Source organism: Paraburkholderia susongensis (assembly GCF_900177725.1).
Classification (GTDB): domain Bacteria; phylum Pseudomonadota; class Gammaproteobacteria; order Burkholderiales; family Burkholderiaceae; genus Paraburkholderia; species Paraburkholderia susongensis.
The window spans coordinates 295,413-309,249 of record NZ_FXAT01000005.1 but is presented as its reverse complement, the minus strand read 5'-3'; the positions used below and the strand labels follow the sequence as shown (position 1 = coordinate 309,249).

Sequence of the window (13,837 nt, the reverse complement as noted above, 5' to 3'; positions counted from 1 at the left end):
ACTAGATATTCGGGAGCGTTTCGTTCGAGTAGCCGGACATGAACGGCTTCGGCAAGCCGTCGGGTGCATAGGTAGAGCGGCGTACCGCGCCGATGTTCGCGCCATACACGTGAATGCTGATCGAGGTGCGGTCGTCATACGCGTTGCGCACGCGGTGAATGTCGCCGATCGCTGGCGACACCGCTTCGACGTCGCCCGCTTCGAGACGCACCTCGGCGCCGGTTTGACGCAGCGAGCCGTCGTCGTTTCGGGCATAGGGCGTGGCGAGTTCGGCGCCGCGCAGCACGCCGATCAAACCCCACACGGTGTGGTCGTGAATCGGCGTCTGTTGCCCCGGTCCCCACACGAAGCTGACGACGCTGAAGCGCTGGCGCGGATCGGCGTACAGCAGGAATTGCTGATAACGCTCGGCGGACGGCTGCGCGTAGGCGTCCGCAAGCCAGTCGTCGACCCGGATCAGCTCGCGTAGCGCGTGCGCGCCTTGTTCGAGCAGTTCGGCTTCGCCGGTATCGGAGTCGATGGCGGAATCGACTAAAGAGGCAATCTCGCCGACAAAGCGGCGCAGTTTATGAATAGCCATCAGTCGAGCAGTTCCGGTTCGGCTTCGACGAGCCCTTCATACAGGCTCTCGAATGCATGCCGCGCGCCGTTCGCGCGGCCCACCTGCTGATGCGTCAAGGCGGCCATGTCGTGCGGAATCGGCTGTGGCGTGCCGGCTGCCTGCGCGAGCAACTGGGTGTGGCACGCGTTTTCGAGTGCGATATACCACCATGCGGCCGCTTCGACCGACGGGCCCGCCGTGAGGATGCCGTGGTTCTTCAGGACCACGGCCTTGTGCGAGCCGAGCGCTTCGGCAATGCGTGCGCCTTCCGTGGTGTCGAGCACGACGCCGCGAAAATCGTCGAATAGTGCGTGGTCTTCGTAAAACGCGCAGGAGTCCTGGGTCAGAGGATCGAGCTTGCGGCCGAGCGTCGACCACGCCTTGCCATATAGCGAATGCGTATGCGCCGCCGCGACCACGTCGGGCCGCGCTTCGTGAATCGCCGCATGAATCGCAAACGCGGCCTGATTCACGGGACCGTCGCCGATCACGATTTCGCCGTGACTGTTGACGAGCAGCAGGTCCGACACGCGAATGCGGCCGAAATGCCGGCCAAGCGGATTGACCCAGAAATGATCGGTCCATTCGGGGTCCCGCGCGGTGATGTGGCCGGCGAGACCCTGCGCAAAGCCATAGCGCGCGAACAGACGGAATGCGCCGGCAAGACGCTGCTGCCGGTGCAGACGTTCCTGCACGAGCGAGCGGGACGGCTCGGTGTCGTCGTCGAACCAGAATTTGCGCAGCGGCGTGGGGCGAAACGCAAGCGAAGGCGTATCGGTGAGTACGGTGCTCATGATCTCGTCGCGCTCCCTTTCATGCCGCGTGACGTGCGCGCGACGTGAGTTCGCGCGTCGCGGGAATCAGTTCGCGGCCGTAGTCGATCGCATCTTCGAGCGGATCGAAGCCGCGGATCAGAAACGTCGTGACGCCCAGTGCATGGTATTCGGCGAGTGTCTGCGCGACGAGCGCCGGCGTGCCAACGAGCGCGGTCGAATTCGAGCGGCCGCCGATCTCTCGCGCGACGGCTGTCCATAGACGCTCGTCCGCGCGCACGCCGTCGCCCGCGGCCGCGAGTAGACGCCGCGCGCCTTCGCTCTGTTGCGGCCCGCCACGCGCGAAGCCTTGCTTGACCCGCAGGCGGCGCGTTTCTTCGAGAATGTGTTCGGCGCGCTCCCATGCGGCTTTTTCCGTCGACGCGAGAATGGGACGGAAGGAGACCGAGAAGCGCACGTTGCGGCCATGTTTCGCGGCTTCGGCACGCACGCGCGTCACCTGTTCGTGAACCTGCTGCTTCGACTCGCCCCATAGCGCGTAGACGTCCGCGTGTTTGCCCGCGACCGCGAGCGCCGGTTCGGATGCGCCGCCGAAATAGATCGGCACATGCGGCGACTGTTTGGGTTTGACTTCGGAGAAGGCCTTTTCGACGCGGTAGAAGCGGCCCTCGTGATCGAACGGGCGATCTTCGGTCCACACGCGGCGCAGGATCTGCAGATACTCGTCGGTGCGCGCGTAACGCTCGTCGTGGCTCAGAAAGTCGCCGTCGCGACGCTGGTCTTCGTCGCTGCCGCCGGAGATGAAGTGCACCGCGAGCCGGCCGCCCGAGAAGTGATCGAGCGTCGCAATCTGTCTGGCCGCCAGCGTCGGCGCGACAAAACCGGGCCGGTGCGCGAGCATGAAATGCACGCGCGATGTCACGCTGGCCGCGTAAGCGATCGTGATGGTCGCGTCGGGACTCGTCGAGCTGTGCGGCACGAGAATGCGATTGAAGCCCGCGTTTTCGTGCGCCTGCGCAAATGCGCGCACGTACTCGGTATCGATCGCGGGACCTTGCGGCGCATGCGTTTCCGATACCTTGCGCTGCTGGATCATGCCGATGAATTCGACGCTCACGTTAGCTCCTTGTGGAAATTCGTTGCGATGGAGGAATGGACGCGGGAGCAGACGCTACCCGGTCGCACGCCTGCCGGACGAATTCAGGCTAACATCGAGCTATGCAAAAACTAAATATTAGATTCAGCTAAAGATATAGAGCGCGCATGTTAGGCGCGTAGGGGAATGGTGTTCCGGCTGTTCGTGGCGGGGGCAAAGTCGAAGCGTAGCGGCACGGACGATGCTCACTCCGCAAGTCGCGCGCGCACCGTGTATTCGCCTTCGTTGCTTTTGTCTTCGAGAATATGCGCCATCGCCGTATTGAAGTCGGGCGGCAGCGGCTCGACAGGGTAACCGCGTTTCTCCCACGCATCGAGGCCGCCCTTCAGCGCGCGAACATTATGGATGTTCTTGCGATGCAATTGTTTGACGATACGCTTCGCTGTCGCTTCGTTGGGGCACACGCAATAGACGACGATCGGCCGCTTCAGCAACTCCGGATGAATCGGATCGGGCGAATCGAGATCGAGCGGCCGCGCGCCGGCAATCCGATGCGATTCCTTCTCGCGCACCGCGTTTGGCCGGGCATCGAGAATCAGCGGCGGCTCGTTCGATTTCATCATTGCGTCGAGCTGTTCGGGCGAAATGCGTACATGCGCGAGCCAGCGGCGAAACTGCAGACGGCGCAGCCAGCGATAGAGCAGTACCGCTGCGAAGATCGCCGCGAACGTATCGGCGATCGTGCCGCCGTTGTTCCGCACGAGCAGTATCAGTTGCACGATCTGATCGTGCAACGCGCCCCCGCCGATCACCCACGCGCTCGCCCACAGCGTGGCGCCGACCAGATCCCACCACAGGAACACGGCGGCACTGATCGCTGTCGTGCCAAGCAGCGGCGCGGAAATCAGCCCGAGACCGGGCATAAACTTCGCGACCGTGAGAATCGGCGCGCCGTAGCGTTCATAGGTGTTGCGCGTGACGCGCACGGTCGTGTCCAGGGAAAGAGAGAAGCGCACGAGGTAATTCAGCAGACGGCGGCCATACGCGCGCCCCGTGAAAAACCACAGCGAGTCGGCGATCAGCGTGGCGCCGACCGCCGCGCACACCACATTGACGTACGAAGTCTGTCCCATGGCAGCCATGGTTCCACCGAGAATCAGCATCGGCGCAGCCGGAACCGGCATGCCGAGTTGCGTGATGAGCACGCTCATGAACACGGCCCACACACCGAGAGAAGCTGGAATAGCAACCGGAAAATGCCACACAACCGCGCTCCTGAGATCGCAATGAAAGGAAAGGGAAAGGGAAGTCGTCCGCGTCCGGCCTGCTCGTGACACGAGTGGCACGAGCAGGCACGGGGTGGTGCGAGCAGCCTCGCGGCAACAGGCATGCACGCCGGTGCGAAAGACCGATTTAAGCACAGGTAGCGGGTAGACGTCGTGAAAGGGCGCGCGCCCGGCGCAACCGGCGTCGAGAGGGGTTGCTACAATGATCCTCATGCACTTACAGACATAACGGAGACAGCACATGGCAACACTTCAGCCCATCAGCCGCTACCCGGTGCCCGAGCCGGGCGAATGGCCCGCGGACATCAGCGCCCGCATTCTCGAAGTGCAGGAGAAGGCGGGTTTCGTGCCGAACGTGTTCCTGACGCTCGCGCATCGGCCCGATGAATTCCGCGCGTTCTTTGCCTATCACGACGCGCTGATGCTGAAAGAAGGTGGGCTCACGAAAGGCGAGCGCGAGATGATCGTGGTCGCGACGAGCGCGGTCAACGAGTGTCTCTACTGCGTGGTCGCGCACGGCGCGATTCTACGCATCTACGAGAAGGCGCCCTTGCTCGCCGATCAGGTTGCGGTCAATCATCGCAAGGCCGATATCACCGAGCGCCAGAAAGCGATGCTCGATTTCGCGCTGAAGGTGTGCCGCGCTTCGGGCACGGTCGGCGAGGACGATTTTCAGGTCCTGCGCGGGCACGGTTTTACCGACGAGGACATCTGGGACATCGCGGCCATTACCGCATTCTTCGGCTTGTCGAACCGTATGGCTAACGTGATCTCGATGCGTCCGAACGACGAGTTCTTTCTGATGGGCCGGGTGCCGAAAGCCGCAGCGGATGCGCCGAAAAAATAGCATCGGCTGAAATTGCTTCGGGATCCGTAGCGGTTTGCATCAGGCTCGTGCGGGTTCGGCGCGTGACGAGGGCATGCTCACCGCCGTGTCGTCGATCGGAAAATGCAGCATGGCGGCGATCAGGCCGGCGGCAACCGTCGCTTCCCAAAGCAGCGAATACGAGCCGGTCAGATCGAACGCGAGGCCGCCTAGCCACGCGCCGAGAAACGAGCCGATCTGATGGCTCAGAAAGCAGACGCCGAACAGGCTGCCGAGATGGCGTGTGCCGAATACCTTCGCGACGAGACCACTCGTAAGCGGCACGGTGCCGAGCCACGTGAGCCCCATTACGGCCGCGAACATCACCACGGAGGTGGCGCTTTTCGGCAACACGAAGAACGCGCCGATCGTCGCGCTGCGAATCAGATAGAGCCACCCGAGCACATGATGCTGCCGGAACCGGCCGCCCAGCCAGCCGCACGCCCAGCTACCCGCCATGTTGAAGAGGCCGATCAGCGCGAGCGCGGTGGCGCCGAGCCCGATCGGCATATGGCAGAGCGTCAGATACCCGGGCAGATGCGTTGCGATGAACGCGAGCTGGAAACCGCAGGTGAAGAAGCCGAGCGTCAGCAGACGATAGCCGCGATGCCGCACGGCTTGTGCGAATACCTTGCGCAGCGAGGCGGCGGGCGCTTCGTGTGTCTGAGCGGTGGCACGCGCCTGGGCGCGCCGGTCGAGCACGATGCCGAGCGGCGCGATCAACAGCATCAGGAACGCCAGCACGAACAATGAGGTCGCAATGCCCGCGTTCAGGCGAATACCTTGCACGAGCGGCACCATCAGCACCTGTCCCGCGGAGCCGCCAGCACTGACGAGCCCCATCGCCAGACTGCGTTTTTCCGGCGATGCGACGCGGCCGATTGCCGGCAATACGACGCCGAACGTCGTACAGCTCACACCGATCCCGACCAGCAGCCCCATGCCGACGATCAGCAGTGCGCCACCAGGCGCGACCGCCGAAAGCCCGAGGCCGGCCGCGAACGTCGTTGCGCCGAACGCGACCACCGGCGCCGAGCCGTAGCGGTCCGCGGCCGCGCCTGCGAACGGCTGAGCGAAGCCCCACACGAGGTTGTGCAGCGCGATGGCGAACGCGATCTGCGTGACCGGCACGCCGCGATCGTACGAAAACGGGCCGATGAAGAGCCCGAAGGTTTGGCGGATGCCCATTGCCGCGCTCAGGATGAGCGCGCCAGCGACGATCACGAGCGTGGTCGTGGTCGGATGAAGGGCGAGCGTGTGGCGCTTGCTGTTGGCGGTCGACATGGCGGGTTCTCCTTGAGCGCCATGGTCGCAGTCCGCCGCATAGGCAGCAAAAGAAAAGTTTTCGACGACAGGTGAGCATGGCTCACCTGTGCGCCTCCTGCGTCGCGGCTTGCGTGTCGAACTGCGCGGCCTCGCCGACGAGCCAGCGCTTGAAGTCCGCAAGCTCCGGCCGGCGGATTGCGCTTTCCGCATTTTCGGCGCTGACCAGCCAGTAAGCGGTGGTCGACGCAATCGTGTTGGCGCATGCTTCGACGAGTGCGCCGCGCGCGAGATCGCTATCGACGAGCGGTCTGCGGCCGAGTGCAACGCCGAGGCCCATGCTGGCCGCTTCGAACGCGAGCTGGATCGTGTCGACGCGCAGGCCGCCGTTTGTGTCGATACCGTCGGTGCCGCCGGTGCCGTCGGTGCCGTCAGTGCCCGTCGCGTCGAGCCACGCCTGCCAGTCTTCGCTCGCGGCGTTCACGTGAATCAGCGTCGCGTGCCGCAAACTGACGTTGACTTGCCCGCTGCCTTGCCCGTTGTCCTGCTCGTCACTCCGCGTCTCGCGCAGCGTCTCGAGGTAAGCCGGGCTGCACACGGGCACGAAGCGCTCGCCGAACAGGCGCGTCCATGCGGTGCCGGCAACCGGTGCGCGGCTCATGCGGATCGCGAAGTCGAAGCCGTCGACCGGAAAACCCACCTGGCGGTGCGAGGTGTCGACGCTCACATTCACGTTCGGCCAGCGCGCGCGGAAACCGGCGAGACGCGGCAGCAGCCAGCGCGACGCGAAGGTCGGCGCGCAACTGAGCGCAATGGGCCGATCCGCGCGATGATTCGGCAGACGCTGCGTGCCGATCGCAATCAGCGAAAACGCCTCGGAGACGTACGAGAGATAGTCGGCGCCCGACGCCGTCAGCGAGATGCCGCGCGGCTCGCGCACGAACAGCTCGACGCCGAGCGCCGCTTCGAGACCGACGATGCCATGACTGATCGCGCTCGGCGTGACGTTGAGTTCGGCGGCGGCGAGCTTGAAACTTTGATGCCTGCCGGCTGCTTCGAAAAAGCGAAGCGCGGGCAGGGGCGGCAGACGAAGCGGCATGGTGCGTTCCCCAGAACGGCCGTCTCGTGGACGGCGCGCGTGCTGCGTGGTGTCATGGGTGTGTGGTGTCGGGCGGTGTCGCCTCGTGTCGCGCGACATCGCTTCGCGCAAGCATACCTTGCTGCGGTGCATCCTGAAGGGGGCCGCGCACGCTGGAGAATACGCTGCAAAAAGTGTTGCAAATAGCGCTGTAAAAAACGCTCCAGAAAATTTCGCCATGACTGTCGATTTGCCGCGATCCCGTTCGTCGTGGCTATAGGGCAGGCGGCAACCGCAAGCCAAGCGCAGGCGGCCGCGCACGCCCACCGTCCATTTTTTGCACGATTTCGCAAGAGGAGATGGCTGATGACTGACGCGACCCCACACCCAACCCCATCGGCGCAGGTGCTGCGACCGGCCCGCGAACTGGCCGCCATGCCCTCGCGCTTTCCAGGCGAAAGCGCGGAATATCGGCGCGCGCGCAACGAACTGCTCGCCGAGGAAATCGAACTGCGCCGCCATATCGAGCGGGTTGCCGCGCAGCGCCGCGCGCTGCCGCCAGGCGGCATCGTGCCCGAGGATTATCGCTTCGAGGGCGAGGCAGGCCCGCTCACGCTGTCGCAGATGTTCGGCGCGCACGATACGCTCGTCACCTACAACTGGATGTTCGGCCCGCAGCGCGCGCGGCCGTGCCCGATGTGCACGTCGCTGTTGAGCGCATGGGACGGCGAAATGCCCGACATCCTGCAACGTGTCGCGTTCGCGGTGATCGGCCGCTCGCCGATCGACAAGCTCGCCGCGTTCAAGCAGGAGCGTGGCTGGCGGCATCTGCGGCTCTATTCGTCGGGCGGCAACACGTTCAATCGCGACTACGCGGCCGAAGATCCGGCCGGCGACGATCTTCCCGCGCTCAACGTGTTCACGCGTTCGGGCGGTGTCGTGCGGCACTTCTGGGCCGAGGAGATGGGATCATCGACGGCGGACCCGGGTCAGGACCCGCGCGGCGCGCCTGATCTGATGCCGCTGTGGACGATACTCGATACGACGCCGGGCGGTCGCGGCAGCGACTGGTATCCGAAGCTCGAATATTGAAGCGACGAAGCGCTGCGGCAGCAACGGATGGGGTTATCACGCGAGCGCCGCCGCGCCGCGTAGGTTGCGGCGTGCGCCGACGTCGAGTAGCGGCTGCCGATGGATTGAACGGCAGATAGAGCGTGAGCAGCCAGCTCGCGACTTCGGCGAGCGCTTCGTGCCGTAGCACGCAACGGCACTTCGGTGATGTCCAGAATCAGTTTGATACGCTCTGCAATCCGAATGAATTTTGCCGGCCTGACTATGCCGAGCCGCGTGTTCTGCCAGCGGTCGAGCGCTTCGAGGCCAGCGTGACGTAACGCCTGCGTCACGAGACTTAGGCAGCGAATGCGAGCTTCATGTCCGGCGTCGCGAAAATCACCGCCGCGCTACTGAACACGATGCCGATCAGGCCGATAAGCCAGGTCCGGCTGCGTGTTTCGTTAAACGTTTGCGCGTTGACCCGCGCCGATGGCTACCGACGATCTGCTGACCGAAATCAGCCGGCCTAACCGTGCCGCGCGGGTCGGCGCGATTACCCGCCACCGAACATTCTCGCGCTTCAAGAAACCACCCTCAGGCTCGTGAGCCAGTGGACAGCGCTTAGTCATGTGAGCAGCCGTCAAGCTTCCAACTTTGGGCCGGAGCCCATATTCACCACGCGAACGCGGTGATAAATGTGAAGCTCCACCAGGGAGAGGACAGCAATGACAGCTTTTTGTACTTTCAGGCTCAACAACCGCGAGACATCACAATTGTCCTGTGTAGGCTTCGGCAGTATCGAAGCCTATTCAGGTCAGAGGCAGGGGCGCGACAATCCGGATGCCGTTGCCTTGCCCGATGTGGGTGCACTGCCGCCGGGCACCTATTACCTTGTTGACCGCCAATCAGGCGGGCGGCTCGGTTGGTTGTGGGATTGGATAGGAGCACATAGCACAAGTACCGATCATAAAAAATGGTTCATGCTATGGAATGCGCACGGCGGTGATACCACAATGATTGACGGCATCAGGCGCGGTTCGTTTCGCCTGCATCCCGAGGGAGAAAGGCACCTTAGCAAAGGGTGCATTACCGTGAAGAATCCGGCAGACTTCGAACGCTTGCAGCGGTATATAAGACTGCACAAGCCCGCAATGCCAATACCTGGCAATAGCGAACTGAAGGCGTATGGTCGGGTTGAGGTTCGATGATGCGCCGTACTGTGTGGTTATGGTGGCTCGCGTCACTTGCCGTATGGTTCGTCCTGGGGCACCTGCTCACCTGGGCGTTCCTGCACATTTCATGGGATGTTCCGCTATGGTTGCAGCACGGCATTGAGTGGGCAATACGCGAGGTCGAAACTCCAGACTATCGCCCTGATGCGGCGGACATTGACAGCATGTTATGCCTGTTGCTATTCGTCGTCGCCTATCTGCTCGCCGCCGCAATCGTTGTATCGGCGAGCGTCGTTGCGTGGCGGCATACATACGGCAATCCTGCTGATTGACGACTTGCGGGGTTTCGCGCGGGCTTCCTGCTACGCGTAAGCGGACCGCGTAATGCCACGCCGCAGTGGCCACACCGCCGCGCCGCGCGTAGATTATATCGGCGTAATGCCGATGAATTCGAGCGTACCCATGGGGGTAGGGCGCGGTAAGTACTACCTTCCGATATCCGCTATCCAGGCGGAAGGCGGTCGTTTCTGCCGAGCAACCCCATGCCGCGCACATGCCGCGGCATGTTGCAATCCGGCGAATTTCCATTTGTTAATTTTTTGCCGAACGCAAACTTTTGGCGCGTCGAGCGAGCGCGGCGCGGACTCTTCGCGAACCACCCAGCCATCGCGGAAAACCGCGCCGTGCCGGCAAACGCAGCGCTAAAGCACTGAAATTGCAACGGATTGTGATGCGCCGCGAGCGCGCATAACACTGCGGAAACTCATAAGCTCGCGATTCTTATGGCACTTTGCGTCCAGAAATCGTCAAATGGGCGCTGCGCCGGTGATACAAGCCTTACACCAAGGGTTTGCGCGAATGTGGGCCTATGCGTTAGTGTGTCGGTCCCGGCGCCACAGAAAGGGCGCCGGTTCCATGATTACCATACGGGAAGTGCTATGAACAAACAGGAACTGATTGATGCAGTCGCCGCAGCGACGGGCGAAAGCAAAGCGGCCACCGGCCAGACCATCGACGCAATCGTCGAAGCGGTGACCAAGGCCGTGGTGAGCGGCGATACGGTGCAACTGGTCGGTTTCGGTTCTTTCTCGACCGGCGCGCGCGCGGCACGCGTGGGCCGCAATCCGTCGACGGGCGCGGAGATCCAGATCGCCGCGGCCAAGACGGTGAAGTTCACCGCGGGCAAGGCATTCAAGGAAGCCGTCAACGCGTCGTAATGCAACGCGCTTCGCACCGGATTTGCACAAGATTCGCAGTGCGCTCTCCAGCATGCTGTGAGGAGCGCGAAGGCGATGCATCGGGTGCGAGGAATCACGCGCTGCCCCATCCCCGGCAAGCAGGTTTGCCCGGCGGCTGGCGCGGCGCGTGTGCCTGGCTCTCACTGAGGCCAGGCGTCGAGCGGATTCTCTGTTGCGCTTGACTGCCGCGATTCTCCGCATCCGAGATGCGGCGGGCTTAGCCCGCGCGGCGTTTGCGGGTGGCCTCGGCGAGCATCGCGAGCACCGGCTCGGTTTGTGCCCAGCTCACGCACGCATCCGTAATCGACACGCCGTAACGCAAAGGCACCCCTGCCTTCAGATCCTGGCGGCCTTCTTCCAGATGACTTTCGAGCATCACGCCGATGATGCGGCGCTCACCTTGCGACAACTGCTGCGCGATATCCTGCGCGACTTCGATCTGACGCAGGTGCGACTTGTTCGAGTTCGCGTGCGAGCAGTCGATCATCACCTGTTCGCGCAGACCCGCTGAGCGAAGCGCGGCACAGGTCGCCTCGACCGATGCGCTGTCGTAGTTCGGTCCTTTCTTGCCACCGCGCAAAATCACGTGCGCGTCGTCGTTGCCGCGCGTTTCGAAGATCGCCGCCATGCCCATTTTCGTCATGCCCATGAACGCATGGCTCGCGCCGGCCGCGACGATCGCATCGGCGGCGATCTGCACGCCGCCGTCAGTGCCGTTCTTGAAACCGATCGGGCAGCTCAGGCCCGAGGCCAGTTGCCGATGGCTCTGGCTCTCGGTCGTGCGTGCGCCGATCGCGCCCCACGCGATCAGATCGGCGATGTACTGCGGGCTGAGCAGATCGAGAAACTCGGTCGCGGTCGAAAGCCCCAGACCGTTGATATCGAGCAGCAGTTGCCGCGCGAGACGCAGGCCCTCGTTGATGCGGAAGCTGCCGTCGAGACGCGGGTCGTTGATATAACCTTTCCAGCCGACCGTCGTGCGCGGCTTCTCGAAGTAGACGCGCATCACGATCAGCAGATCGTCCTTGTACGCATCGGCGGCGGCCTTCAGCTTGCGCGCGTATTCGATCGCCTGGTCGTGGTCGTGAATCGAGCAAGGGCCGGTAATCAGCACGAGCCGGTCGTCCCGGCCATGCAGAATGTCGGCGATTTCGACGCGCGTTTTCTCGACGAGCGTCTGCACCGCGGACGGCACTGGCAGTTCGTCCTGTAGCAGCGCGGGGGAAATCAGCGGGCGGACCGCGCCGATGCGCACGTCGTCGATGCGCGTGGTGTCCTGGGTCGCGTCGGCCGAGCCGACTTCCTGATCGTGCAGGGGGTTGTCGAGGGCGCTCAAGATATTCTCCGGAATCGGTTGGGTAGACGGCATGGCCGTCCGGTCATGCGCCCGCCGCGCGACGGTGGCGCGGCGGGCGCTGCAAAGGTTTGACGTGGGCCGTGCGTGGCTTTTCGATATAGCTCGCGGGACACCTTGCGCAATACTTCGCGCGGCATCTCGTGCGAGGCCTGGTGCCGGGTTTGGCACGAAGCGGGCAGGGAGCAGGCACGAAGCAGGCATGAAGCCGAGGCGAAATTGATGCGCCAGCGCACGGCTGCGCTGGCGCGATTATGACATCTGCCCGGCGGGGCGGGCAGCGCGCGGCTCGTCAGAGTTTCCGTATCAGCGCCATCGCGGCGGCCGGATTGCGTTCCTTGAAGCCGCTGATGACGTACAGGTAGACGTCGCGCGCGGCTGCTTTCGCGGGCGGTTCGGCGCAGGTTTCCAGGTCGCCGGGCGTGCGGCCGGCGGCAAGCTCGCGCGCGCGTTCGGCCCATGCGTCGATTGCTTGCGCCGAATAGCCTTGGGCTTCCTTCTCGCTCGTGCCCATGATGCGCGCGTAGACGAACGGCGCGGTGATATCGGCGATCTGCGGATATTCGCTGTCGGCGGCGAGCACGACAGCGACCTTGTATTTGCGTGCAAGCGCAATGAATTCAGGTGTCTTGAACGTGTCGTGACGGACTTCGACCGCGTGTCGCAACGGCTGTCCTTCGATGCTCGCGGGCAGCAGTTTCAGAAACGCCTCGAAGTCTTCGTGATCGAATTTTTTTGTCGGCGCGAACTGCCAATTGACCGGACCGAGTTTCTGCCTGAGCAACAGCACGCCGCTCGCGAAGAAACGCTCGATCGTTTCGCCCGCTTCGGCGAGTACTTTGCGGTTGGTCGCGTAACGCGGCGCTTTGAGCGAGAAGACGAAATCGTCCGGTGTTTCCTGATACCACTTCTCGTAGCTGGCCGGCTTCTGCAAACCATAAAACGTGCCGTTGATTTCGATCGACGTGAGTTGCCGGCTCGCGTATTCGAGTTCGCGGTTTTGCGTGAGGCCGGGCGGATAGAACGGGCCGCGCCACGGCGCATAGGTCCAGCCGCCGATGCCGATGCGAACGCGTGCGGTGGCGGTGGTTTTCTCGCTTCGCTCGTTGCTTTCCTTCGCGCTTTTCGCTGCGGGCACTTGGGCTCTCCTTCGGGCTGCGGCGGGGAGAGTGTAGATTAGCCGCTTTTCGTCCGGCGCGCGGTTCTGGCCGTGCTTGCCGCCGCAGCCGTCGTTGCTGCCTTTGCTCCCGCGCACGCGTTGGCAGGCTTCGCCGATCCCGCTTCCTTGGGCGCCTCAGCCCCCCTGGTCGCCTCCTCGAAACGCCGGTTCGCCTCAGCCACGTCCGCCCGGAAGCGCTGCAACGCGCTCACCGCGGGATCGGGCGGCGTGAGCGCGGCCCACAGCACGTCGATCAGTTGATCCGCGGTTGCGTCGATATCGATCTGCCGGTTCGTCAGCGTCGCGTCCCACAGCACGTGTTCCATCGGCCCGAACACCATCGAGCGCAGCAGGCGCAGCGGCATGTCGGCGCGAATCTGTCCGCTTTGCTGGCCTTCGGCGAGTACCCACATCAACGGCGCGGTGTAGCGGCGCTGCAATTCGGTTAGCGCTTCGCTCAACTCGTGATGCCGCGCGCGGCCTTCGGACAGCACGAGCGCGCACAGGTCCGTGCCGTTCACGAGCATCAGCCGCAAATGCGTGCGCACGATGAACGCGAACTGCTGGCGTACGCTGCCGTCGCGCGGCAGGCCCGCTTCGATCGCCTCGATGATCTCGTCGTACCAGTCGCCGATCACGCGCGCGCACAGCTCGCGCTTGCCGCGAAAATAACTGAACACGGTCGCCTCCGAAATGCCGAGGCGCTGCGCGATTTCCGCGGTCGTCGCGCGCTCGTAGCCTTTTTCGGAGAAAACGTCGCGCCCCGCCTGAAGAATTTCCTTCACGCGCTGCTGCGACTTGCGCCCCGCCGGCTCGCGGCGCGAGACAGGCAATCCGGTCTTCACGGCAACCGTCATATGAGTCAGGTTCAGTTTTGTGATGCGGGTTAGGGCGGAACA

At 63.6% G+C, this 13,837-nt stretch carries 14 protein-coding genes; 5 read left to right on the top strand and 9 right to left on the bottom strand.

What is annotated here, in order from left to right:
• Position 1: 1 nt before the first annotated feature.
• From B9Z01_RS17630 to B9Z01_RS17615, 4 genes are all read right to left on the bottom strand, one after another.
• Positions 2-580 (bottom strand): cysteine dioxygenase family protein, encoded by a 579-nt coding sequence (locus B9Z01_RS17630; protein WP_085485307.1) that lies wholly within the window; start codon positions 578-580, stop codon positions 2-4.
• Positions 580-1,395: a class II aldolase/adducin family protein gene (locus tag B9Z01_RS17625; RefSeq protein WP_085485305.1), complete on the bottom strand. Its 816-nt coding sequence runs from the start codon at positions 1,393-1,395 to the stop codon at positions 580-582. The genes B9Z01_RS17630 and B9Z01_RS17625 overlap by 1 nt, the downstream gene beginning before the upstream one ends.
• 19 nt (positions 1,396-1,414) lie before the next feature.
• Positions 1,415-2,491, bottom strand: coding sequence for an LLM class flavin-dependent oxidoreductase (locus B9Z01_RS17620; RefSeq protein ID WP_085485303.1), 1,077 nt, complete (start codon positions 2,489-2,491; stop codon positions 1,415-1,417).
• A gap of 224 nt (positions 2,492-2,715) precedes the next feature.
• On the bottom strand, positions 2,716-3,735 hold the full coding sequence (locus B9Z01_RS17615; RefSeq protein WP_085485301.1) for a DedA family protein/thiosulfate sulfurtransferase GlpE: 1,020 nt from the start codon (positions 3,733-3,735) through the stop codon (positions 2,716-2,718).
• A gap of 262 nt (positions 3,736-3,997) precedes the next feature.
• Here B9Z01_RS17615 and B9Z01_RS17610 point away from each other — a divergent pair, with 262 nt between their 5' ends.
• Positions 3,998-4,603, top strand: a complete 606-nt coding sequence (locus B9Z01_RS17610) for a peroxidase-related enzyme (protein ID WP_085485299.1) — start codon at positions 3,998-4,000, stop codon at positions 4,601-4,603.
• Between the two features lie 39 nt (positions 4,604-4,642).
• Here the strand turns inward: B9Z01_RS17610 and B9Z01_RS17605 are convergent, their stop codons facing one another.
• Both B9Z01_RS17605 and B9Z01_RS17600 read right to left on the bottom strand, forming a co-directional pair.
• On the bottom strand, positions 4,643-5,905 hold the full coding sequence (locus B9Z01_RS17605; RefSeq protein WP_085485298.1) for an MFS transporter: 1,263 nt from the start codon (positions 5,903-5,905) through the stop codon (positions 4,643-4,645).
• Between the two features lie 82 nt (positions 5,906-5,987).
• Complete coding sequence (locus B9Z01_RS17600) at positions 5,988-6,983, bottom strand: LysR substrate-binding domain-containing protein (protein ID WP_085485296.1); 996 nt, start codon at positions 6,981-6,983, stop codon at positions 5,988-5,990.
• Positions 6,984-7,328: 345 nt separating this feature from the next.
• Here B9Z01_RS17600 and B9Z01_RS17595 point away from each other — a divergent pair, with 345 nt between their 5' ends.
• The 4 genes from B9Z01_RS17595 (at position 7,329) to B9Z01_RS37060 (ending at position 10,404) form a co-directional block, all read left to right on the top strand.
• On the top strand, positions 7,329-8,054 hold the full coding sequence (locus B9Z01_RS17595; protein ID WP_085485294.1) for a DUF899 family protein: 726 nt from the start codon (positions 7,329-7,331) through the stop codon (positions 8,052-8,054).
• Between the two features lie 686 nt (positions 8,055-8,740).
• Complete coding sequence (locus tag B9Z01_RS17585) at positions 8,741-9,223, top strand: DUF2778 domain-containing protein (RefSeq protein WP_085485292.1); 483 nt, start codon at positions 8,741-8,743, stop codon at positions 9,221-9,223.
• Positions 9,220-9,519 carry a hypothetical protein gene (locus B9Z01_RS17580; RefSeq protein WP_085485290.1) on the top strand — a complete coding sequence of 100 codons (300 nt, stop codon included), beginning with the start codon at positions 9,220-9,222 and terminating at the stop codon, positions 9,517-9,519. Before B9Z01_RS17585 ends, B9Z01_RS17580 begins: the two co-directional genes overlap by 4 nt.
• A 450-nt stretch (positions 9,520-9,969) precedes the next feature.
• A complete protein-coding gene (locus tag B9Z01_RS37060) occupies positions 9,970-10,404 on the top strand; it encodes an HU family DNA-binding protein (RefSeq protein ID WP_476704043.1) in 435 nt (144 codons plus the stop codon).
• 238 nt (positions 10,405-10,642) lie between these two features.
• Here the strand turns inward: B9Z01_RS37060 and B9Z01_RS17570 are convergent, their stop codons facing one another.
• The 3 genes from B9Z01_RS17570 to B9Z01_RS17560 form a co-directional block, all read right to left on the bottom strand.
• Positions 10,643-11,761: a 3-deoxy-7-phosphoheptulonate synthase gene (locus B9Z01_RS17570; RefSeq protein ID WP_143808966.1), complete on the bottom strand. Its 1,119-nt coding sequence runs from the start codon at positions 11,759-11,761 to the stop codon at positions 10,643-10,645.
• A 310-nt stretch (positions 11,762-12,071) separates the two neighbouring features.
• Entirely contained in the window at positions 12,072-12,917 is an 846-nt protein-coding gene (locus B9Z01_RS17565) for a DUF72 domain-containing protein (RefSeq protein ID WP_085485286.1), read from the bottom strand.
• 38 nt (positions 12,918-12,955) lie between these two features.
• The gene (locus B9Z01_RS17560) at positions 12,956-13,795 is read right to left on the bottom strand and encodes a TetR/AcrR family transcriptional regulator (RefSeq protein WP_244196052.1); all 840 of its coding nucleotides are present in this window, start codon (positions 13,793-13,795) and stop codon (positions 12,956-12,958) included.
• Positions 13,796-13,837 lie beyond the last annotated feature (42 nt).

Bases quoted from the DNA above. Each gene is read 5' to 3' on its own strand.
- B9Z01_RS17630 (WP_085485307.1), bottom strand. From the start codon at position 580: ATGGCTATTCATAAACTGCGCCGCTTTGTCGGCGAGATTGCCTCTTTA.
- B9Z01_RS17625 (WP_085485305.1), bottom strand. From the start codon at position 1,395: ATGAGCACCGTACTCACCGATACGCCTTCGCTTGCGTTTCGCCCCACG.
- B9Z01_RS17610 (WP_085485299.1), top strand. From the start codon at position 3,998: ATGGCAACACTTCAGCCCATCAGCCGCTACCCGGTGCCCGAGCCGGGC.
- B9Z01_RS17605 (WP_085485298.1), bottom strand. From the start codon at position 5,905: ATGTCGACCGCCAACAGCAAGCGCCACACGCTCGCCCTTCATCCGACC.
- B9Z01_RS17600 (WP_085485296.1), bottom strand. From the start codon at position 6,983: ATGCCGCTTCGTCTGCCGCCCCTGCCCGCGCTTCGCTTTTTCGAAGCA.
- B9Z01_RS17595 (WP_085485294.1), top strand. From the start codon at position 7,329: ATGACTGACGCGACCCCACACCCAACCCCATCGGCGCAGGTGCTGCGA.
- B9Z01_RS17585 (WP_085485292.1), top strand. From the start codon at position 8,741: ATGACAGCTTTTTGTACTTTCAGGCTCAACAACCGCGAGACATCACAA.
- B9Z01_RS17580 (WP_085485290.1), top strand. From the start codon at position 9,220: ATGATGCGCCGTACTGTGTGGTTATGGTGGCTCGCGTCACTTGCCGTA.
- B9Z01_RS37060 (WP_476704043.1), top strand. From the start codon at position 9,970: ATGGCACTTTGCGTCCAGAAATCGTCAAATGGGCGCTGCGCCGGTGAT.
- B9Z01_RS17560 (WP_244196052.1), bottom strand. From the start codon at position 13,795: ATGACGGTTGCCGTGAAGACCGGATTGCCTGTCTCGCGCCGCGAGCCG.